The 20,423-nt window shown below is 70.5% G+C and carries 18 protein-coding genes; 17 read left to right on the top strand and 1 reads right to left on the bottom strand.

The window, feature by feature from the left end; all coding sequences use genetic code 11:
- Positions 1-11 precede the first annotated feature (11 nt).
- The 15 genes from HNR67_RS42560 (at position 12) to fabF (ending at position 18,338) form a co-directional block, all read left to right on the top strand.
- The gene (locus HNR67_RS42560) at positions 12-575 is read left to right on the top strand and encodes a DUF3558 domain-containing protein (protein WP_185009594.1); all 564 of its coding nucleotides are present in this window, start codon (positions 12-14) and stop codon (positions 573-575) included.
- A 19-nt stretch (positions 576-594) separates the two neighbouring features.
- Positions 595-1,182: a DUF3558 family protein gene (locus HNR67_RS42555; protein WP_185009592.1), complete on the top strand. Its 588-nt coding sequence runs from the start codon at positions 595-597 to the stop codon at positions 1,180-1,182.
- A gap of 117 nt (positions 1,183-1,299) precedes the next feature.
- Positions 1,300-1,614, top strand: a complete 315-nt coding sequence (locus HNR67_RS42550; protein ID WP_185009590.1) for a hypothetical protein — start codon at positions 1,300-1,302, stop codon at positions 1,612-1,614.
- Positions 1,615-1,643: 29 nt separating this feature from the next.
- Positions 1,644-2,852, top strand: coding sequence for a PPE domain-containing protein (locus HNR67_RS42545; RefSeq protein WP_185009588.1), 1,209 nt, complete (start codon positions 1,644-1,646; stop codon positions 2,850-2,852).
- Complete coding sequence (locus HNR67_RS42540; protein WP_185009586.1) at positions 2,849-3,634, top strand: ESX secretion-associated protein EspG; 786 nt, start codon at positions 2,849-2,851, stop codon at positions 3,632-3,634. Before HNR67_RS42545 ends, HNR67_RS42540 begins: the two co-directional genes overlap by 4 nt.
- A 179-nt stretch (positions 3,635-3,813) precedes the next feature.
- Positions 3,814-4,323 carry a hypothetical protein gene (locus HNR67_RS42535; protein WP_185009584.1) on the top strand — a complete coding sequence of 170 codons (510 nt, stop codon included), beginning with the start codon at positions 3,814-3,816 and terminating at the stop codon, positions 4,321-4,323.
- Positions 4,320-4,835 carry a hypothetical protein gene (locus HNR67_RS42530; protein ID WP_185009581.1) on the top strand — a complete coding sequence of 172 codons (516 nt, stop codon included), beginning with the start codon at positions 4,320-4,322 and terminating at the stop codon, positions 4,833-4,835. Before HNR67_RS42535 ends, HNR67_RS42530 begins: the two co-directional genes overlap by 4 nt.
- Before the next feature lie 70 nt (positions 4,836-4,905).
- Entirely contained in the window at positions 4,906-5,817 is a 912-nt protein-coding gene (gene thrB, locus HNR67_RS42525; protein WP_185009579.1) for a homoserine kinase, read from the top strand.
- A gap of 340 nt (positions 5,818-6,157) precedes the next feature.
- Complete coding sequence (gene rho, locus HNR67_RS42520) at positions 6,158-8,227, top strand: transcription termination factor Rho (protein ID WP_185009577.1); 2,070 nt, start codon at positions 6,158-6,160, stop codon at positions 8,225-8,227.
- Between the two features lie 430 nt (positions 8,228-8,657).
- Complete coding sequence (locus HNR67_RS42515) at positions 8,658-9,785, top strand: sensor histidine kinase (RefSeq protein WP_185009575.1); 1,128 nt, start codon at positions 8,658-8,660, stop codon at positions 9,783-9,785.
- The gene (locus tag HNR67_RS42510) at positions 9,782-10,459 is read left to right on the top strand and encodes a response regulator (protein ID WP_185009573.1); all 678 of its coding nucleotides are present in this window, start codon (positions 9,782-9,784) and stop codon (positions 10,457-10,459) included. Before HNR67_RS42515 ends, HNR67_RS42510 begins: the two co-directional genes overlap by 4 nt.
- A gap of 160 nt (positions 10,460-10,619) precedes the next feature.
- A complete protein-coding gene (gene lanKC, locus HNR67_RS42505) occupies positions 10,620-13,178 on the top strand; it encodes a class III lanthionine synthetase LanKC (protein WP_185009571.1) in 2,559 nt (852 codons plus the stop codon).
- A gap of 8 nt (positions 13,179-13,186) precedes the next feature.
- Positions 13,187-13,291 carry a SapB/AmfS family lanthipeptide gene (locus HNR67_RS42500; RefSeq protein ID WP_185009569.1) on the top strand — a complete coding sequence of 35 codons (105 nt, stop codon included), beginning with the start codon at positions 13,187-13,189 and terminating at the stop codon, positions 13,289-13,291.
- Between the two features lie 1,161 nt (positions 13,292-14,452).
- Positions 14,453-17,044 carry an aldehyde dehydrogenase family protein gene (locus tag HNR67_RS42495; protein WP_312989385.1) on the top strand — a complete coding sequence of 864 codons (2,592 nt, stop codon included), beginning with the start codon at positions 14,453-14,455 and terminating at the stop codon, positions 17,042-17,044.
- A gap of 31 nt (positions 17,045-17,075) precedes the next feature.
- A complete protein-coding gene (gene fabF / locus HNR67_RS42490) occupies positions 17,076-18,338 on the top strand; it encodes a beta-ketoacyl-ACP synthase II (protein ID WP_185009566.1) in 1,263 nt (420 codons plus the stop codon).
- A gap of 81 nt (positions 18,339-18,419) precedes the next feature.
- On the opposite strand, the gene HNR67_RS42485 is transcribed toward fabF, so the two are convergent.
- Entirely contained in the window at positions 18,420-18,791 is a 372-nt protein-coding gene (locus tag HNR67_RS42485; RefSeq protein WP_185009563.1) for a hypothetical protein, read from the bottom strand.
- A 252-nt stretch (positions 18,792-19,043) separates the two neighbouring features.
- On the opposite strand from HNR67_RS42485, the gene rpmE reads away from it, so the two are divergent.
- Together rpmE and prfA are read left to right on the top strand one after the other, a co-directional pair.
- Positions 19,044-19,256 carry a 50S ribosomal protein L31 gene (gene rpmE, locus HNR67_RS42480; protein ID WP_185009561.1) on the top strand — a complete coding sequence of 71 codons (213 nt, stop codon included), beginning with the start codon at positions 19,044-19,046 and terminating at the stop codon, positions 19,254-19,256.
- Between the two features lie 79 nt (positions 19,257-19,335).
- On the top strand, positions 19,336-20,415 hold the full coding sequence (prfA, locus tag HNR67_RS42475) for a peptide chain release factor 1 (protein WP_185009559.1): 1,080 nt from the start codon (positions 19,336-19,338) through the stop codon (positions 20,413-20,415).
- The last annotated feature ends 8 nt before the right edge of the window (positions 20,416-20,423 follow it).

Here is a 20,423-nt window from a genome sequence, read left to right as displayed (position 1 = left end):
GAGTGCGTGCGATGGCTCGACGCTGCTGGGCACTGGCCGCTGTCCTGCTGACGGCCCTGACCACCGCCTGCACTGCGCAGGCACCGGCGCCGCCGCCAGGACCGAGCACGGTGGTCAAGGAGTGGACCAAGGTCGGCAAACCCAAGTCGGTGGACATGGGCTTCCGCACCAAACCCTGCGAGGCGCTGACCGCGGCCGAACGCCGCACCGTCGGCCTGCCCTCGGCCCCGGTCCAGGCCACCGCCGAGGAACCGGCCGGCTGCACCTGGCGCGACCAGGGCACCGGCGCCGCGGTCCGGGTGGAACTGGACCAGCTCTCCCTCGCCCAGCGCTTCGACCACGAGCCGACCGGGACGGGCCTGAGTGTGGTGCAGATCGCGGGGTATCCGGCTGTCCGCGCCAAGGAGGGCACTGACCAGCGCGGCTGCACCCTGCGGATCGGCGTGTCGGCCACCGAGGCGCTCGCGGCGACGTTCAGCTCGCCGCGCACTGGTCCGGAGGCCGTGCCGGATGCCTGCGCCCTCGCCCAGCAGGTGGCCGAGCGGGTTATCGCAACGCTGCCCGAGGGCAGCTGAACGTCCGTATGCTGCGGGCGTGACGGTACGTCGTTGGGTTCTCGGGTCCATGTTGGTCTCGGTCGCGGTGCTGGTCACCGCCTGTGGGGGCGGCGCGGCGCCCACTCCGCCCGGCACGCAGGCCGCTACCTCCTCTGCCACGGCCGCCGGGGACTGGACGAAGGTGACCACCCAGCCCAAGACGGTCGAGGGCGGCTTCCGCACCGCCCCCTGCGAGGCCCTGACCCCGGCCCAGCTCACCGAGTTCAAGCTGCCTGACAAGCCCAAGGCCGCCACCGCGAGTTGCACCTGGACCAACTACGAGAACAGCAGGGCCTCGGTCGAGGTCGAGCTGTACAACTCCACCCTGCTGCAGAAGTTCGGGCCGGACGCGCCGAAGCCGGAGTCCGGCCTGGTTGTCGGCAAGGTCGCGGGCTACCCGGCGGTCCGCTCGCCGGAGGGCAAGGACCAGCGCGGCTGCATGGTCTTCGCGTCCATCTCGGCCAAGGAGACGCTGCGGGCGTATTTCAGCTCGTACCGGAGCATGCCCGAGGTCACCCAGGACGCCTGCGGCCTCGCGGAGAAGGTGCTCACGGCCGTGATCGAGAAGCTCCCCGCAGCAGCCTGACCCGCTATATTTGCGATTGTCATGTGAGCTGGCTCACTAGTCGGCAAAGCCGGGAACCGGCGTCATGCCTTGTGACATCCTAAGTCCTGTCTGGGAGGACGTTGCTGGAGGGAACCCATGGCGGACCGAGTGATGATCAAGCCGACCGAGGTGCCGGGCCTGATCGCCAAGCTGGAGGCCGAGCTGCTGGAGGCCAAGGATCTGCGGGAGTACACCTCCGCGATCGGCACCCAGGAAGCACCCGCCAAGGACCCCGCGAGCGTCGAGCTGGCCAAGCGCCTCGACGTGCCCGCCACTGGCCCCACCGGGCTCGTGGCCGCCGCTGACAAGCTCATCGCCTCACTGGAGGCCATGATCACCAACTTGAAGAACGGTCTCGCGGACTACGAGCGGCAGGAGCAGGCGAACCGCTCAACCATGAAGCGGGCCTGAGACCGCACGGGCACAACTGGGGTGAGGACATGACCAACTGGGACGCGTACAGCCACGAGCAGATCCACAAGATGATCAACGAAGGCCGCGGGCACTACGCCCTCAGCAGTCGTGATCTGCTCTGGGAGAAGCAGGCCGAGCGCTTGAGCCGGATCGGCGACAACGTCAAGAAGGCGTTCGAGGTGGCCTCCGGCGTCATGCAGGGCAAGTCCTTCGACCAGATGCAGGAGCGGGTCTCGCCCGCGCACCAGTGGGCCACGCAGGCTTCCACGATGGCCGGCACGATGCGCAGCACCTCGCAGACCAGCACCAATACTTTTGTGGACACCCAGAAGAAGATCGAGCCGCCCAAGGAGGTCACCTCCAGCGACAACGTGATCTCGCGCGGCTGGGCCTCGCTGACCGGTGGCATGACCGACAAGCAGCGTGAGCAGCAGGACAAGGACAACGCCGAGCGCAAGGCCCGCGAGACCATGCGCGGCTACGAGACCACGGTGCTCTCCTCGACCTCGAACCTGCCCACCTTCATCGCGCCCGACCCGATCGACGTCGGCGTCGGCACCGGCGGCGGTGGCACCACCGAGATCGGTGGCACCACCGGCACGCCCACCCGGCGTGGCAGCACCGGCAACAACGACCGCAACCGCGACCGCGGCGGGGTCGGCGACCGGGACGGCGACGGCATCCCGGACGACCGCGACCCGGTGGACGACCGCAACCCCGAGCGCAACCCCGGCCGGGACAAGGACGGCGACGGCATCCCCGATGACCGGGACCCGATCGACAACCGGTTCCCGATCGAGCTGCCCAACGACCAGGTCGACCCGAACCGGGTCACCCCCACCCCCGTGCTCAACCAGCCGCTGCCCAACAACCCGGTGCCGGTCGGCCCCGGCGGCGGCCCCGGCCCCTTCGGTGGCGGCGGGGTGCCGATGGGCGGGATGCCCGGCGGCTTCGGCGGCGCGAACGCGGCAGGCATGCGGCCCGGCTTCGGTCCCGGCGGCATGGGCGGGGTCGGCGCGGGTGGCCTCGGCGGTCCCGGTGGCGCTGGCGGCTTCGGCCCCGGTGGCCGGGGCGGCGCGGGCGGCATGGGCGGCCCCATGGGCGGCGGCGCGCGTGCCAATGGCGAAGAGGACAAGGAACACCAGCGTCCTGACTACCTCATCGAGACCGACGACATCTTCGGCGACGGCATGCTGGTCGCGCCGCCGGTAATTGGCGAGAATCCGGGCCTGTGACTGTTTCACTCGACCTCGAACTGAACGCACTGGAGTTCGAGGTCCTCTGGGAGCACCTGCAATTGGGCGACAAGCCCACCGAACTGAACACGCTGTCCCACGGCGTCACCGACGAGGAACGCGCGCATTTCCGCCGCCGGGCCTGGGATTCCCTGGAACAGCGTGGCCGCGCCGAGGACGGCCGGTTGGACGTGGAACTGGAGGACCTGCTGGTCCTGCTGGCCCGCCCCAACCGGTCCGTCGACATCCGCTTCTCCTGGCGGGTCGGCGAGCAGATCCTGCCCGAGATCAAGGCGATCTGCTCCGCCGTCGGTGACACCGGGGTACTGGCCGTGCACGACGGCGACCGGTACCGCTTCGGCTGGGTCCGCGGCACCGGCCTGGCCCCCGCAGCCGCCGGCCTGCTGCCCCAGCCCCCACCCGGCCGCATCGGCTCGGTCACCGTCGCCGCCGACGTGCTGGAGTCCGCCGTCAGCCAGGCAGCCGAAGCAGGCAAGGTCTTCGTCCAGATCCTGACCTCCCGCGGCGTCCGCCCCGAAGACGCCCAACTCCTCTGGGAGATCGGCGACGCCGACCGCACCCTGTACGCCCAGTTCGGTGCCAGTGCGCGGGACCAGTACGGGCGCAGCGTGCGCGCGAGCAGCGTGCTCAACGTCTTCGACACCCACGCCGGCCGCTGCGGCAGCCGGGAACGCAACGGGTGGATCAACTTCTTCGGCGTGGACAACCGCAAGGTGATCGAACAACTCGACAGCCTGCTGGGCGAGGTCGTCGAACACTGACCCGGCGGTGTTACCGGGTTCGGGTGCGGGGTGATCGCTGATCCTCTAGGTTCGGGTGTGGGCCGGGCTGGGGGAGGCGTCGGTCCGGACCGCAGGGGGAGAGGATGTCGCCGTCCGGCGATGGCCGGGTGACGGGGAACCCGAGTGGTTTCCCTGCCGGGCCGCAGCGGTGGTTGTTCGTGCCCGGAGTCACCCAGACCAGACGGCGGTGGCTGGCGACCGGCATCCTGCTGATCTGTCCGGCGCTGCTCTCCGCCGGGTTCCTGCTGATGATCATTATCCCTGCCGGGTTGACGGCTTTCGGCACATACGCCGTCATCACCGGCATCCAGGTGTCCACCACGCTGGCCCTTGGCTGGGCCGGGGTCTTCCTGTTGTGCGGGAGCGCGGCGTTCGTCCGTGACCACGTTGATCTGTGGGCGCTGAAGCGGTTGCGCCGGATCTCGATCGCTGGTTCCTGGACCGTCAGCGGGCTGTGCGTTCTGATCGTCGCGCTGGTGATCGTGGTCCCGTGGGCCGCTGGTGCCGAGGTCATCCATCCCCTGTTGTTCGTTCAGTTGCCCGCCATGCTCCTGCCCTGGGCAGTGGGCGGGATGCCCCGAGGAGCCATCGAGAAGGTGGAGGCCCGGATAGCGCAGGGGTTCCGGGTGGGTTGGGGGCCCGTGCCGCACACTGGTGGTGGCCGATGACCGAGTGGCGGTTCGCGCTCGCCGCCGACCGGACCCGCGGCACCGCCCTCGGCATGGCGATCGCCTCCGCCGCGCTGGCCCTGGTGCTGTGGTTCCTGCTCGGTGAGTTGGGCCCCAGCGACTACCCGCCCGGCAGCTGGCCAGCCAGGTTCGTCACTGCCCAGGCGCTGGTCACGGCAAGCCTGCTGCTGGTGGCGGGGCTGCTCGACCTGCTGCTGTGCCTGGCGGTCCGGAACGGCCACGTGCACCTGCCGCTGCCCGCCCGGTACCGCGTGATGTTCGCCTGGTTCGCCGGTGTCGCGCTGGTGTTGTGCCTGGCCGGTGTTGTCATCGGGCTGCTGGCGGCGGGGCAGGCGAGGCCGGGGACGGCTGAGGCGGTGGTGACCGTGCAGGTGAGTGCCGCGGTGATGGCGCTGTTGTGCCTGCCCATGCCCCACCTGCTCGCGACGACGCTGCACAGGCAGCTGGCACAGGCCGATCGGGCGCGGACCGAGCACGGCTGGCTGATGTGAGCCGAAGCCGGAGGCGCAGGTAGGGCCGGTTGTCCGGCCGGGTTGAGGGCCAGGACCGCTCATCTAGGGTGTGCTGGTGCGGATCGGTAGTGGTGTGCGGGTCACGGTGCCCGCGTCGACGGCGAACCTCGGTTCGGGGTTCGACTCGCTCGGGCTGGCGCTTGGCCTCTACGACGAGGTCGAGGTGCGGGTCGCGCCGGTGGGGGAGATCCGGGTGCGGGTCGAAGGCCAGGGTGCGGGGCGGGTGCCGACGGATGAGCGGCATCTGGTCGTGCGGGCGGTGCTGTCTGCTTTGTCCAGTTGTGGGGTCACCGGGCTGGGGCTGGACCTGGTGTGCCGGAACCGGATCCCGCACGCCAGGGGACTCGGGTCCTCCGCGGCGGCCGCGGTCGCGGGAGTGGCGGCCGGGTTCGCGCTGGCGGATCGGGAGCTGGATGACGGGGTGTTGCAGCTCGCCGCCGAGTTCGAGGGGCACGCCGACAACGCGGCGGCCAGTGTCTACGGCGGGATCGTGATCGCCTGGCAGGACGGCAAGGACTACCAGGCCATCCGGCTGGAGCCGCATGAGGAGCTGGCGCCGCTGGTGTTCGTGCCGGACACCGAATCCGAGACGAAGACCACACGCGGGTTGCTGCCCGAGCAGGTCCCGCTCAGCGACGCGGCCTTCGCCGCCGGCCGGTCCGCGCTGGCCGTCTACGCCCTGACCACCGATCCCTGGCTGCTGCTGCCCGGCACCGCGGACCGGTTGCACCAGGAATACCGCCGTCCCGCCTTCCCGGCCACGATGGCGCTGGTGGACTCGTTGCGGGGGGCCGGGATCCCGGCGATGGTCTCCGGAGCGGGACCCACCGTGATCGCCTTCCCGCGCGGGGGTCACCTGCCTGACGAGGCTGACCTGTCCGGGTTCACCCCGATGGCCCTGCCCATCGACCAGGGCGGGGTGGTGGTGGAACCGATCGGGGGGTCCGATGAACCCGTCTGAGGGAGTAAAGCCGAGGTAGCCAAGGCCCTTCCCGCCACGCCAGGACCCACCCGGTTGTTGCACCCCGTTGACCCGGGGTCTACCCTCAGAGGCAATCAGTCACCGCGCGCACGGTCGCCGGTGCCGTTCCCGGGCCTCGTTCCTGGGTCGCATCCCCGTTGAAGCTAGGTCTCGATCCCCTCCAGGACGGGATCCACGCTGACGGGTACACCGAGGCGGTGATTGACAGTCCCGTACCGAGTCTTCCCACCGGTACTGGACGACCTGCTGTCCCGCGTTCCGTCGGGCGGCAAGTCCGCTGGTCCACGTAGGAGGCGGGGACCGGTCAGGAAGGACATTCGTGAGCGAAACCGAACTACTGGGCGGCGACGCGGTCGAGACGACCGCTGCCAGCCCTTCGGCCAATGGCACGGCGACTCGACGTCGTGGCGGCCTTTCCGGGATGGTGCTCGCCGAGCTGCGTCAGCTCGCTGGTGAGCTGGGCATCGGCAACACCAGTGGGATGCGCAAGGGCGACTTGATCGCCGCCATCAAGGAGCGGCAAGGCGGCGGTTCGGCGCCACGCGCCGAGGCTGCCAAGCCGGCCAAGGCCGAGACCGGTCAGTTGGCGCTGGGTGCCGAAAGCACCCCCGCGCCAAAGGCCACCGCGGTGGAGAGCGCCCCGGCGCCCGCCGCAACCCCCGCCGCCGCGGACAACGCGGCTGGTGAGGGCGACGCCGGGGGCGACAATGCCCGGCGCAACCGCCGCCGTCGGGCGGCCACCCGTCCGGCCGGGAGCCCGGAGGGCGAGCAGCGGAACCCCCGCGAGCGCGCTCCGGAGCAGCCCCAGGCCGACAAGCCCGTCGAGCAGGTGGAGCAGCCTGTCGCTGTCGCCACCGAGCAGCGGGAGAAGCCGGCCGAGCAGCGCCAGGAGCGGGCCGAGCGTGGCGAGCGGCAGGAACGCGGTGAGCGGGGCGACCGTGGTGAGCGGGGAGACCGGGGCAACCGGAACGACCGCAACCGCAATCGCAACGACCGCAGCGACCGCAATGACCGCGGGGACCGGGGCGAACGTGCCGCGGCGGCCCAGAGTCAGCCGCAGGGCGTGGAGGACGACGAGGACGAGGACGGCAGGGGGCGGCGTGGCCGCCGCTTCCGGGACCGTCGGCGCAACCGTGGCCGGGATGGCGAGGGTGGCGGGACCGAGCGCGGTGACCGTGGAGATCGCGGTGACCGTGGCGAGCGGGGCGGTCGTGGCGGCGGCGGTGGCGACACCGAGGTCCGCGAGGACGACGTGCTGCTGCCGGTGGCCGGCATCCTCGACGTGCTGGACAACTACGCCTTCGTGCGCACCTCCGGTTACCTGGCGGGCCCGAACGACGTCTACGTCTCGCTGTCGCTGGTCCGCCGCTACGGCCTGCGCCGTGGTGACGCGCTCACCGGCGCCGTGCGCCAGCCCCGGGACGGGGAGGCGCAGCGGCAGAAGTTCAACCCGCTGGTGCGGGTGGACTCCATCAACGGCCTGGAGCCGGAGGCCGTGCGCGGCCGCCCGGAATTCACCAAGCTGACCCCGCTGTACCCGAACGAGCGACTGCGCCTCGAGACCGAGCCGCACATCCTCACCACGCGCGTCATCGATCTGGTGATGCCGATCGGCAAGGGACAGCGCGCGCTGATCGTCTCCCCGCCCAAGGCGGGCAAGACCTCGGTGCTGCAGGCGATCGCCAACGCGATCACCACGAACAACCCGGAGTGCCACCTCATGGTCGTCCTGGTGGACGAGCGCCCTGAGGAGGTCACCGACATGCAGCGTTCGGTGAAGGGCGAGGTCATCGCCTCGACCTTCGACCGGCCGCCGGGCGACCACACCACCGTGGCCGAACTCTCCATCGAGCGCGCCAAGCGCCTGGTGGAGATGGGACACGACGTGGTCGTGCTGCTGGACTCGATCACCCGGCTGGGCCGCGCCTACAACCTGGCCGCCCCCGCCTCGGGCCGGATCCTCTCCGGTGGTGTCGACTCCACCGCGCTCTACCCGCCCAAGCGCTTCCTCGGCGCCGCGCGCAACATCGAGGGTGGCGGTTCGCTGACCATCTTCGCCACCGCGCTGGTGGAGACCGGGTCCACCATGGACACGGTCATCTTCGAGGAGTTCAAGGGCACCGGTAACGCGGAGCTGAAGCTGGACCGCAAGATCGCCGACAAGCGCACCTTCCCGGCGGTCGACGTGGATGCCTCCGGCACCCGGAAGGAGGAGCTGCTGCTCTCTCCGGACGAGCTGGCGGTCACCATCAAGCTCCGTCGGGTGCTGGCGGCGCTGGACGACCAGCAGGCCATCGACCTGCTGCTGGACCGGCTCCGCAAGACCCGGACCAACATCGAGTTCCTGATGACGGTCTCGAAGAACACGCCAGGCAGCAACGACGACTGATACTCGTCGGTAAGTAAGCGGGCGCTTTCGGCCGATGGCCGGGGGCGCCCGCTTTTTGTCGCCAAAGGGACGTTCGGTTTGTGACCGGATCGCGCTGTTGCCCCAGAACGATCCTTTTGGGAGTCAAGAAATCCGCCAGGTTAGCCGATCGCCAACAGCGCTGTCCGGGAGTCAGCAGGTGACGCGATCGGTTGGCTCCGTGTGCAGTAGTCCGGTGGGCGCAATAGCCCTGACCGAAAGGCGGCAGCTGTCGTTGCGCAGACAATAAGGGCATTGGGCCGATTAGGTGACGGCTTCTGTCCTGGGTGGTTGAGCGGCGCGGATGCCAGGTATTTACCTACTGGGAGTGGTGGGCGGAACGGTGACACGGGCGTCTAGTGGGAGGCGGCTGTCGGTGTGGTCGCGTGGCGCGAGGCAAAGCACCCCTGACGTGCTGCTGGTCGGCGCGCTCGGGGCGCTGGACCTGCTCGCGCTGTTCCTGGTCCCCGCCGAACCCTGGCGGCTGGCCGCGGGCGCGCTGGCGGCCTACGGGGCGACCCTGCCGCTGCTGTTGCGCAGGCGCAGGCCGGTGGTGATCTTCCTGATCGTGGGCGCGATGGTGCTGGCCCGAGGGGTGCTCGGGGTGCCGGAGATGACCGGCGGGATCCCGCTGCTCATCGCCGCGCACGCGCTGGGCCGCTACGGCGCGCGCAGGCACCGGCCGTGGGTGGTCTGGGTGGTGGCGGGCTGGGGCGGGGCGCACGCGGTGATCGTCAGCCTGATGTATGAGAAGCACATCCAGCTGGCCGACTGGCTGGTGGTGGCGCTGGCGGTGGGCCTGGCCTACATGATCGGCAGCCATCAGCACCGCTTCGCCGCGCACGTGGGCTCGCTGCGCCGCAGCGTGCACCGGCAGCGCGAGCGGCGCAGCCGGGAGGTGCGCTCGGCGGTGGGCGCCGAACGCGAGCGGATCGCGCTGGACCTGCACGACGTGGTGGGCAACCACCTCAGCGCGCTGTCCGTGCAGACGCACGTCTTCGAGGAGCTGCTGGCCCGGCGGGATCCGCAGGCGGTGCTGGCGGCCAACCAGATCCGCGAGTCCAGCAGGCAGGCGATGACCGAGATGGTCCGGCTGCAGAACCTGCTGCGCGGCATCGCGGACTCCCCTGACGGCGCCGACTGCGGGCCGGAGGGGGTGACCCGGCTGGCCTCCGCGGTGCGCAACGCGGGCAACGATGTGGAGTTCTCGGTGGCCGAGCTGCCGCGCTCGATGCGCCCCGAGGTGGGCGCGGAGGGGTTCCTGGTGCTGCAGGAGGCGCTGACCAACGTGGTCAAGCACGCCTCGCCGACCAGGGTGAGCATCGAGGTCGGCGTGGACACCGCCACCGACGCGCTGCGGTTGCGGGTGGTCAACGAGCCGCCGAGGGCGGCCCGGCTGCCCTCGGTGCCCGGCAGTGGGCTGGGGCTGCTCAGCATGCAGGCCAGGGTGGCCAGGCTGGGTGGCGAGCTGAGTTCGGCCGCCGCGCCCGACGGCGGGTACGTGGTGGACGCGCGGATCCCGCTGCGGAGCGTCTCGTGAGCATTCGCCTGCTGCTCGTCGACGACGACGCGGTGGTGCGGGCGGGGTTGTCCACCCTGCTCTCGCTGCGCCCCGACCTGGAGGTGGTCGGCGAGGCCGCCACCGGGGTGGCCGCGCTGGCCAAGGCCGCCGAGCTGTGCCCGGACGTGGTGCTGATGGACGTGCGGATGCCCGAACTCGACGGCATCGGCGCCACCCGCAGGCTGGTCGGGGAGTGGACCGGCCCGGCGCCGCGGCCCAGGGTGCTGATGCTGACCACCTTCGACTCCGACTTCCACGTCTACTCCGCGCTGGCCGCCGGGGCCAGCGGGTTCCTGCGCAAGGACACCTCGCCGGAGGAGCTGGCGCACGCGGTCCGGGTGGTCTCCAGGGGCGATGCCATGTTGTCCCCCGCGGTGACCCTGCGCCTGATCGAGCACACCGTGCACCGGATGGTGCAGCCCGATCCGGCGGTGGCCAGGGGAATTGGTCTACTCGGTGAGCGGGAGATCGATGTGGTGAAGTTGGTGGCCACCGGCTGGTCCAATGCCGCCATTGCGGAAAAACTGGACAGCACCGAGTCCTCGGTCAAGAGCCGGGTGACCAGGGTGCTGGCCAAGCTGGGGCTGGATAACCGGGTTCAGCTGGCCATCTTCGCGTACCGGACCGGGCTGGTCTCGATTTCCCCGGAGTAGGCAACGGATTGCCCGCGACTAAAGTTGCGCGCCGATCCTTTCCTGCGACTTTCGTGGCGAAAAAGGTAGACCGCTTAGCGTATTGAGGAAATGCGTGGTGCGGGTAGGGTTCTAATTGCTCGACGGGGAAATCGCGGAAAAATCGAGGAGGTGGGCCGGCGTGATTGAAGTCGAATACGAGAAGTATTGTTTCGTCGATCGTTACTTCTACGACTCCCCGGCGCACCGGACCGCGGCGGTCGAGCGGTACCCGCTGGTCAGCGCCCCGCTGCCACCGCACTGGCGGCGCAGCAGGCAGCAATCCTGGGTGGTTTTCCACCCCCAGGGCGCGCCCACCCCGGAGCAGGGCTGGAAGATCCACGTCTCGGCCACTCCGGACGGGGCGGCCGAGGTGCTGGAGACCGTCGCCGCCGACTGCCTGCTGCACCGGGTGCCGTTCAAGTTCCTGGACAGCAGGGCCGCGGTGCTCGCGCACAACGCCAAGTACGCCGCCCGCGGCGCCAGCGGCAAGTTCATCACCCTCTACCCGGCCGACGAGACCCAGTTCGCCAGGGCACTGCACCGGCTCGACCCGCAGCTGGCCGGCCGCCCCGGTCCGTACATCCTCAACGACCTGCGCTGGGGCCAGGGCCCGCTCTACGTGCGCTACGGCGGTTTCGCCGAGCGGCGCTGCGTCACCGCCGACGGCGAGCTGGTGCCCGCACTGGCCGACCCCGAGGGCAACCTGGTGCCGGACGAGCGCGGCCCGAGGTTCAGCCCGCCGGCCTGGGTGGCGCTGCCCGAGGTGCTGCGGCCGCACCTGGACCGCCGCCGCGCGCGGGCCGGCCTGCCCTACCGGGTGCTGCGCCCGCTGCACTTCTCCAACGCCGGCGGGGTCTACCTGGCCGAGGAGCCGGACGGCTCGCGGCAGCTGGTGCTCAAGGAGGCCCGCCCGCACGCCGGGCTGGACGTGGACGGGCACGACGCGGTGCACCGGCTGGCCAACGAGCACGCCATGCTCGGCCTGCTGGCCGGACTGCCGGGGGTGCCCGAGGTGCTGGGCCGCTTCACCTGCTGGGAGCACGAGTTCCTCGCGCTCAGCCACGTCGAGGGCGTGCCGCTGGCCACCGAACTGGTCCGCCGCTACCCACTGGCTGGCGCCGGGGCCGACGACGCCGCGGTGGCCGGGTACACCCAGTGGGCGCTGGAGGTGGTGGCCAAGGTCACCGCGGCGGTGGCCGCACTGCACGAGCGCGGGGTGGTCTTCGGCGACCTGCACCCGATGAACATCATGGTCGGGCCGGACGGCCGGATCACCCTGCTGGACTTCGAGCTGGCCGCCCCGGTCTCGGCGGCCACCCGCGCCCCGCTGGGCGCGCCCGGCTACACCGCCCCGCCGGGGGTTGGCGGCTTCGACGTGGACCACTACGCGCTGGCCGCGCTCCGCCTCGCGCTGTTCCTGCCGCTGAACTCCTTGTGCGCCTTGGCACCCGGCAAGGTCCGCTCGCTCTGCGCCGCGGTGCTGGCCCGGTTCCCGCTGCCGCCGGAGTACGTGCGGCCGATCCTGGCGCGACTCTGTGCCGGCGCCGGGTCCCCGCCACCCAGCACCCGGGACCCGGTGCCGCCCGCCTTCGCCACCGGCCCCGCCGACCTGGCCCGGCTGCGCGAGCGGATCACCGCGGCGATCGTGGCCGCGGCCACCCCGCAGCGGAGTGACCGGCTCTTCCCCGGCGACATCGCCCAGTTCGCCGAGGACGGCCTCGGGCTGGCGCACGGTGCGGCCGGGGTGCTCTACGCCTTGCACACCAGCGGATCCGGCCGCTTCCCCGAGTACGAGGACTGGCTGCTGCGGGCACTGGCCCGGCGCGGCGCCGGCCGGCCGGGACTGTTCGCGGGCGGGCACGGCATCGCGCTGGTGCTGGCCGAGTTCGGACACACCGAGACCGCGCAGGAGCTGCTGCGGCGGGCGGCCGCGGCCACCGAGGCCTGCGCGGGTCTCGATCTGTACGAGGGCCTGGCAGGGATCGGGCTGACCCTGCTGCACCTGGGCCGGGTGATCGGCCGGAGCTGGCTCACCGAATGGGGCCTGGACCTGGCCGACCGGGTGGCCACCCGGCTGCTGGCCGGGGCCGAGGCGGTGCCCTTCGGACTGCCCGGACTCACCCGGGGCGGTGCGGGCGCGGCGCTGTTCCTCAGTCGTGCCCACGCCGAGGGCGGCCCGGAACGACTGCTGGACGCGGCCGGTCGAGCACTGCACCGGGACCTCCAGCAGGCCGAGCTGACCGCGGACGGGGCCCTGCGGGTCCGCGCCGGTCGCAGGCTGCTGCCCTACCTGGCCGCGGGCACCGCCGGGATCGGCCTGGCCATGGCCGAACTGCTGCGGCAGCGGCCGGACCCGGTGTTCACCGGGGCGCTGCCGGCTGTGCAGCGGGCACTGGAAGCAGAGTTCACCATTCACAGCGGACTATTCACCGGCCGGGCCGGACTGGTGTGCGCGCTCGCCGCGCTCCGCGGCCTGCCCGGGGTGGACGGTGACCGGGTGCAGGACACCCTGCGCGGTCACGTCAGCAGGCTGGCCTGGCACGCGGTGCCGCACGGGGGCGGGCTGGCCTTCCCCGGTGACGCGCTGCTGCGGCTGTCCCACGATCTCGCCACCGGTTCGGCAGGCGTGCTGCTCGCGCTGCACGCCGTGACCACCGGGGCGTTGCCACTGTTCGCCCGAGCGCACGAGGGGAGGTGACAACCCGGATGGACGTACTGGACCTGCAGGCGATCGAGCCTGCCGAGGTCGACGGCTCCGCCGAGTTCGGCGCGGGCCTGATCAGCACGCTGAGTCTGCTGATCTGCTGGTGACACACCGCACACCATGTGTGCCATCGGGGGATGCTCTCGCCGCGACCGGGAGCATCCCCCGACCCTATTCCCAGGGGTTCCGCCGGCCGCATCGACATCCTGTTCGCCCGGCCGTCCGCTTCGACCGGCTTGCGCGATGCCAGCCTGGCGGCCCGGCGACTCTCAGTTCGCTGATCCCGGAACGCGTTGCCGCTGGACTTCCTGGCCCGCACGTGCTGTGCCGGGGGTCACCCCGGCCCCGCTCCGCCTGCCCCGGCTTCGCCGCAGGTCGGACGCGTGAGACCGGTACCACATGGGCCGACCGTCCAGTCGGTCGTGGACCGAGGGGGGCGGGCTCCTGGTCGTCGGCACCTCTGTTGTTCTTCCAGAACGCGGTCGGTTATTCACCCTCGCACTTTGCGCTGGCTTGACGTCTTTTTCGCTGGATCAGGTTAATTCGGTCGACTGTTCGATAATAAGTTCACGTAGGTCGCGAGACTGAGGGAATGGTTTGCCGGAGTTGGCGCGCTCTGTGTCAACCGGCCCCTTTGCCCGCTCTCCCGGACGCGCGAACAGTCCGCGAACAGCCGTTCGGCGGTAGCTCGAATAGCCTGTTCGGCCTAGCTCCTGGGTGATCGGGACTAGGCGACGAGAGTCGGTCCAGGTGGCCCCGACCAGCCCGATCGGGCCGCCAGGTGGGTGGAAGTTCTCCTGATCGCGGCAGATCAGCCAGGGTGCGCCGGAACCGGCCAGGCATACTGGGGTTGTTGCGTAGATCGGGTGGTAGCTCGCGTGCCGCTTGAACGCAGCCCCCGGCCGGCCGCAGCGGGAGACCTGCTTCAGGAAGTTTTATCTAGCCGGAAGAACGTCAGAAAGTTCTCATTGTCGAAACATGACTACGCCCCGGTAATTTGAGTGGGTGTTCCGGCCATTGCGGAAATTGGTGGAACGGAACCGTGGCCGGTGGCGGGCCACGGGGCACAGGGGCGACTGACCCGGGTGTGAACCCACTGTCAGTGGTCCGACACACAACGTGAGCAAAAGTAGGGCATCTAAACCCCGGATGGCAATCGCGCGCGCTCGCCGCGAGCTGTGGGCAGGCCATCGGCGGGGTGAATCCGGGCGAGGGGTGGGAGACCAGCGGTGGAACCTGTGGCAGCCAGGTTGGTGACAGCGAACTCCGTGCGATCCACGGCCGAGGTCGAGCAGGACGCACTGCGGGTGGCGGCCGCACTGCGCGCTCGAGGGCTGTGTCCCGGGAACCGCGTGATCCTCAAGGCGGACAACTCGGCCGGATACGTCACCGTGCTTCTGGCCCTGGTGCATCTGGACATCTCGATCGTGCTGGTGGACCACCGGCAGACCCCCGAGGAGACGGCGCGGATCACCGCCTTCGCTCGGGCGGGCTGGGCGCTGGTGCGCCCGGAGGTCAGCCAGGACCTGACCGTGCTCGACGCCGACCGGGTGATCAGCCTGGACGGCCTGCTTGAGGACGCCACGGCCATCCCGGCCCTTGGCGGCTCACTGTCCTTCGTGGACTGGTTCACCCGCTCCGACGCGCTGATCGCCTGGTCCTCCGGCACCACCGGCGAACCCAAGGGCATCGTGCGCTCGGGCAAGTCCTTCCTCGGCAACATCGAGCGCACCCAGCAGCGGATGGCCTACACCGAGGCCGACGTGCTGATGCCGCTGCTGCCCTTCTCCCACCAGTACGGGCTCTCGCTCGTGCTGCTGTGGTGGATCGCGCGCTGCTCGCTGATCGTGGCGCCCTATGCCCGGCTGGACCACGCGGTGGACATGGCGGGCCGCTACCGGGCCACCGTGGTGGACGCGACTCCCGCGACCTACCACACCATGCTCAAGCTGGTGGAACGCCGGCCGGAGTCCGCGGCTGGCCTGCGTGACGTGCGGATGTGGTGCGTGGGCGGCGCGCCGCTGGACCGGGCGCTGGCGGAGAAGTTCGTGGTGGCCACCGGGCACCCGCTGCTGGACGGCTACGGCAGCACCGAGGTCGGCAACATCGCCCTCGCGGCTCCCGGCAACGCGATCGGCTGCGGCCAGCCCCTGGACGGGGTCATCGTGCGGATCCTGGACGAGGACGGCAACGCGGTCCCGCCGGGCGAGATCGGCGAGATCCTGGTCAGCTCGCCAGGTCAGCTCACCGGCTACCTGGCCGCGGACGGCTCGGTCACCGAGCGCGCCGAGGACGTCTACCGCACCAACGACATCGGCTACACCGACGAGGAGGGCAACCTCTACGTGGTCGGCCGCAAGTACGCGGTGCACCGGATGGGCCACACGCTCTACCCGGAAGCCTTGGCGCGCAAGGCCGAGGAGGCCGGTGCGGCGGTCAAGGTGGTCGCACTGGACGACGAGCGCCGGGGCAGCCAGCTGGTGTTCGTGGTGGCCGACCCCGACCTGCGCGAGGCCAGGTACTGGCGGGAGAAGATCTGCGCGCTGCTGCCCTCCTACGAGCAGCCCAACCAGGTGCTGGTGGTGACCGAGTTCCCGTTGAACAACAACGGGAAGCCCGATCTGACCCGGCTCACCGACCTGGCCGCGGTGCCGCACCCGCAGCGACTGGCCGCACTGCGCGCGGTGGCCGAGTACATCCGCAACGACCCGCAGCCGCTGATCGACGTGCTGACCGAGATCTCCAACCACAAGGCCGTGCTCGACGAGGTCGAGGCCGGGCTGAGCGCGCTGGAAGGCGCCCTGGAGGAGGTCTCGGCCTACCGGCCCGGCCGGGTGCCTAAGATGGCCGTGTTCATGTCCTCCAACGTGTTGTTCTACTCCTACGTGCTCTACACGCTGATCCCGTCGCTCTACACCGACGAGATCATCTTCCGGCCGTCCAGCCAGGTCACCGGCACCACCAGGCGGCTGCACGACCTGCTCGCGCCGGTGCACAAGCTGGAGACCATCGAGCTGACCACGTTGAGCCAGCGGCAGTTCGTCGAGGTCCCGGTGGCCGAGGCGGACGTGCTGGTGTTCACCGGCGCCTACCAGAACGCCGAACTGGTCCGGGCCCAGCTGCGCGATGACCAGATGCTGCTGTTCTTCGGCCAGGGCGTGAACCCGTTCGTGGTGGCCGAGGGCGCGGACATCGACCTCGCGGTCACCGACGCGGTGCGGATCCGGATGCTCAACTCCGGCCAGGACTGCTTCGCCCCCGACGTCTTCCTGGTGCACGCCGGTGAGGCCGAGGCGTTCGTGGACCAGCTCACCAAGCGGGTCGGCGAACTGCGCTACGGCAGCTACACCGACCCGGCCGCGGACTACGGCCCGCTGTACTACGAGACCGCGATCGAGGCGGCAGCGGACTACCTGCGCCTCAACCGCGAGCACATCGTGGCCGGCGGGCGGCTGGACTTCCGCTCCCGGCACCTGGAGCCCGCGGTGCTGGTGCGCCCCTACAACAAGAAGATGCCCATCGAGGAGACGTTCGCGCCGATCTTCAACGTGGTCGTCTACCAGAACACCCAGCAACTGCGGGCCTTCGCCAACCACCCCACGGTGAACGAGCGGGCGATGGGCGCGATGGTCTACGGCGACGCGCCGGATGTCGTCTCCACGCTGGGCAAGCGGCACTACGTGTCGGTCAACCTCACCGTGCTGGACACCGACGACGGCAACAAGCCGTTCGGTGGGTACGGCGTGGCCGCCAACTACGTGGCCTACCAGGGACAGCGGGTGGCCGAGCCGCTGCTGATCTCCAAGGTCGTCGCCGAACACCTGCCCGCGGCCCGCAAGAACCGCATGGCCAACGCCTGACCGGTCGGACATACGAGGTGGAGAAAAGCCAATGTCGGTAGCAGAGTTCCGGAAGCACCGGCCGCGGGTGGTCGTCACCGGCTGGGGCGCGATCAGCCCGGTCGGCCTGACCGCGGAGGACACCTGGTCCGCGTTCATGGCCGGGCGCAGCGGGATCGCCCGGATCGCCACCTTCGACGCCGAGCCCTTCCCGTCCCAGATCGCGGGCGAGGTCAAGGGATTCGTGGCCGAGGACCACATGCCGCGCAAGCTCAGCAGGCGGATGGACCTCTTCGCCCAGTACGGGGTGGCCGCCTCGATCCAGGCGGTCGAAGCGGCCAAGCTGACCATCGACAGCGAGCTGGCCCCGCGCTGCGGCGTGCTCATCGGCACCGGCTACGGCGCGATGAAGTACATGCAGGACTCGGTCAAGCTGCTCACCGAGAAGGGCGGTCGCGCGGTCGGGGCCTACCAGGCCATCACCGGCGCGCACGATTCGGCCACCGGCGAGGTCAGCCTGATGTTCGGCGCGGCCGGCCCGACCCTGGCGCTCAACTCGGCCTGTGCCACCGGCACCGACGCGATCGGCACCGCCACCCGCTGGATCCAGTACGGCGAGGCCGACGTGGTCATCGCCGGTGGCGCGGAGATGAGCGTCACCCCGCTGGACATCGCCTCCAGCTCCAACGCCAGGGCGCTGTCCCGGCGCAACGACGACCCGGAGCGGGCCAGCAGGCCCTTCGACGCGGACCGGGACGGCTTCGTGATGGCCGCCGGTTCCGGCGTGGTCATCCTGGAGTCGCTGGATCACGCGCTGCGCAGGGGTGCGCCGATCCTGGCCGAGATCGTGGGTTACGCCTCGACCTCCGACGCGCACCACTGGACCGCCCCGCACCCGGAGGGCGCGGGCGCGCGGCGGGCGATGACCAGGGCGCTGGCCGACGCCGGGGTGGTTCCCGAGCAGATCGACTACATCAACGCGCACGGCACCAGCACCGAGCTGAACGACAAGACCGAGACCCTGGCCATCCGCAACGTGCTTGGCGAGCACGCCACCAAGATCCCGGTCAGCTCCACCAAGTCGATGACCGGGCACATGATCGGCGCCGCGGGTGCGATCGAGCTGATCGCCTGCGGGTTCGCCATGCGCACCGGCGTGGTGCCGCCCACGATCAACCTGCACAACCCGTTGGATGCGGAAATGAACTTCGTGCCCAACGCGCCGCAGGAGCACCAGGTGCGGTACGCGATGAGCAACTCCTTCGGCTTCGGCGGGCACAACGCGGTGCTGGTCGCCAAGAGCTGGGAGAGCTGAGCCCTCAGCCACACCGAAAACGGCGCGTCCCCGGGCCTGCGGGGGACGCGCCGTTTCCGTTTCAGCAGGGGAGCGGGCTCATCAGGTGCTGATCAGATCCCTGGTCTCGGCACAGCCGCCGTCGGCGTCCAGGGTGGGCAACTTGCGCAGGGTGCGCACGAGCAGCAGCAGGCAGGGCACGCCGAGGGTGACCGCGAGCCAGGAGGGCAGCTCCTGCCCGTCGAGGGCGACCCCGGCGGCCACCAGTGCCAGCAGGTAGGGCCAGCGCAGGCCGTGCCGCTGCCAGCCGGCCTGCCAGACCACGTTGCGGCTGGTGACCAGGCCGAGCGCGGCGGCGACGCCGAAGGTCGCGCTGTAGAGCTGGGTGGGGGAGCCGAAGGCCAGCAGGCCGAGACCACCGATGCCGACCATCGATCCGATGACCAGCAGCGGGATTCCCAGCCAGGTCAGCATGGGTACTCGCCAGCTCGCCGCACACAGCACGTGATGATTTTGCTGCGGCCCGTGACCGATAACAGCAGTCTGCGCTGGCAATGCGCCCGATGGTCCGGCCATTGCGCCCGGAGGTCGGATTCTGGAGGTGAGCGGTACCACGGCGAGAGCACTGCCGAAGACCTGGCATACTCAGGGGTCGGAATAAGGCTCCGGTTCACCCCGTTGTACGGCTCGTGGGGACCCGGCGGCCCCTGAGAAAGGAACAAGACGGTGAGAAGCGGTATCCACCCCGACTACGTGGTCACCCAGGTGAACTGCGGCTGTGGCAACTCCTTCCAGACCCACAGCACCAAGAAGACCGGCCAGATCACGGTCGAGGTCTGCTCCAACTGCCACCCCTTCTACACGGGCAAGCAGAAGATCCTCGACACCGGCGGCCGCGTGGCGCGCTTCGAGGCCCGCTACGGCAAGCGCAACAAGTAGCCGACTTCACGGCGCCCATCCCGCTGGGGTGGGCGCCGTTGTCGTGTCGGCCTGAAGGTCTTACCGGGAAGAGGACGCCGTGGACACCGCCTCGCTGGACACCCTGCTCGTGGAGTACACCGAGCTGGAGGGTCGGCTGGCCGATCCCGCGGTGCACGCCGACCAGGCGATGGCACGCAAGCTGGGCCGTCGCTACGCCGAGCTGACCCCGGTCGTGCGCACCCTGCGCGAGCTGGACACGGCCCGCTCCGACCGGGAGGCCGCGCTGGAGCTGGCCAGTGAGGACGCGGCCTTCGCCGCCGAGGCCGCCGCGCTGGCCGAGACCATTCCGGCGCTGGAGCAGAAGCTGACCGAGTTGCTGCTGCCCAGGGACCCGCACGACGCCGCGGACGTGGTCATGGAGATCAAGTCCGGCGAGGGCGGCGAGGAGTCGGCGCTGTTCGCCGGGGACCTGCTGCGGATGTACCTGCGCTTCGCCGAGCGGCAGGGCTGGAAGACCGAGGTGCTCGACTCGGTGGAGTCCGACCTGGGCGGGTTCAAGGACGTCACCGTGGTGGTCAAGAGCAAGGGCGGCGCCGAGCTGGACGGGGTGTGGGCCCGGCTGAAGTACGAGGCTGGCGTGCACCGGGTGCAGCGGGTGCCGGTGACCGAGTCCCAGGGCCGCGTGCACACCTCCGCGGCCGGGGTGCTGGTCTACCCCGAGCAGGAGGACGTCGAGGTCGAGATCGACGAGAAGGACCTGCGGGTGGACGTCTTCCGCTCCTCCGGCCACGGCGGGCAGAGCGTGAACACCACCGACTCCGCGGTGCGCATCACCCACCTGCCCACCGGCATCGTGGTCTCCTGCCAGAACGAGCGCAGCCAGCTGCAGAACAAGGCCCGCGCGATGGCCGTGCTGCAGAACCGGCTGGTCGCGCTGGCCGAGGAGGAGGCCGCCCGCAAGGCCTCGGCCGACCGGCGCAGCCAGGTCCGCACGGTGGACCGCTCCGAGCGGGTGCGCACCTACAACTTCCCGGAGAACCGGATCTCCGACCACCGGGTCAACTACAAGGCCTACAACCTGGACCAGGTGCTCGACGGCGAGCTGACCGCACTGCTGGACGCGCTCTCGACCGCGGACAAGGCGGAACGCCTCGCCGCGGCCGGAGCGACTGCCTAGCGCCTACC

The sequence above is a fragment of the Crossiella cryophila genome (assembly GCF_014204915.1).
In the GTDB taxonomy this organism is placed as follows: domain Bacteria; phylum Actinomycetota; class Actinomycetes; order Mycobacteriales; family Pseudonocardiaceae; genus Crossiella; species Crossiella cryophila.
Note: the sequence above shows the minus strand (reverse complement) of the source record. Positions and strands in the feature narration are given on the sequence as shown.

Bases quoted from the DNA above. Each gene is read 5' to 3' on its own strand.
- HNR67_RS42560 (WP_185009594.1), top strand. From the start codon at position 12: ATGGCTCGACGCTGCTGGGCACTGGCCGCTGTCCTGCTGACGGCCCTG.
- HNR67_RS42550 (WP_185009590.1), top strand. From the start codon at position 1,300: ATGGCGGACCGAGTGATGATCAAGCCGACCGAGGTGCCGGGCCTGATC.
- HNR67_RS42545 (WP_185009588.1), top strand. From the start codon at position 1,644: ATGACCAACTGGGACGCGTACAGCCACGAGCAGATCCACAAGATGATC.
- HNR67_RS42530 (WP_185009581.1), top strand. From the start codon at position 4,320: ATGACCGAGTGGCGGTTCGCGCTCGCCGCCGACCGGACCCGCGGCACC.
- HNR67_RS42500 (WP_185009569.1), top strand. From the start codon at position 13,187: ATGGACGTACTGGACCTGCAGGCGATCGAGCCTGCCGAGGTCGACGGC.
- fabF (WP_185009566.1), top strand. From the start codon at position 17,076: ATGTCGGTAGCAGAGTTCCGGAAGCACCGGCCGCGGGTGGTCGTCACC.
- HNR67_RS42485 (WP_185009563.1), bottom strand. From the start codon at position 18,791: ATGCTGACCTGGCTGGGAATCCCGCTGCTGGTCATCGGATCGATGGTC.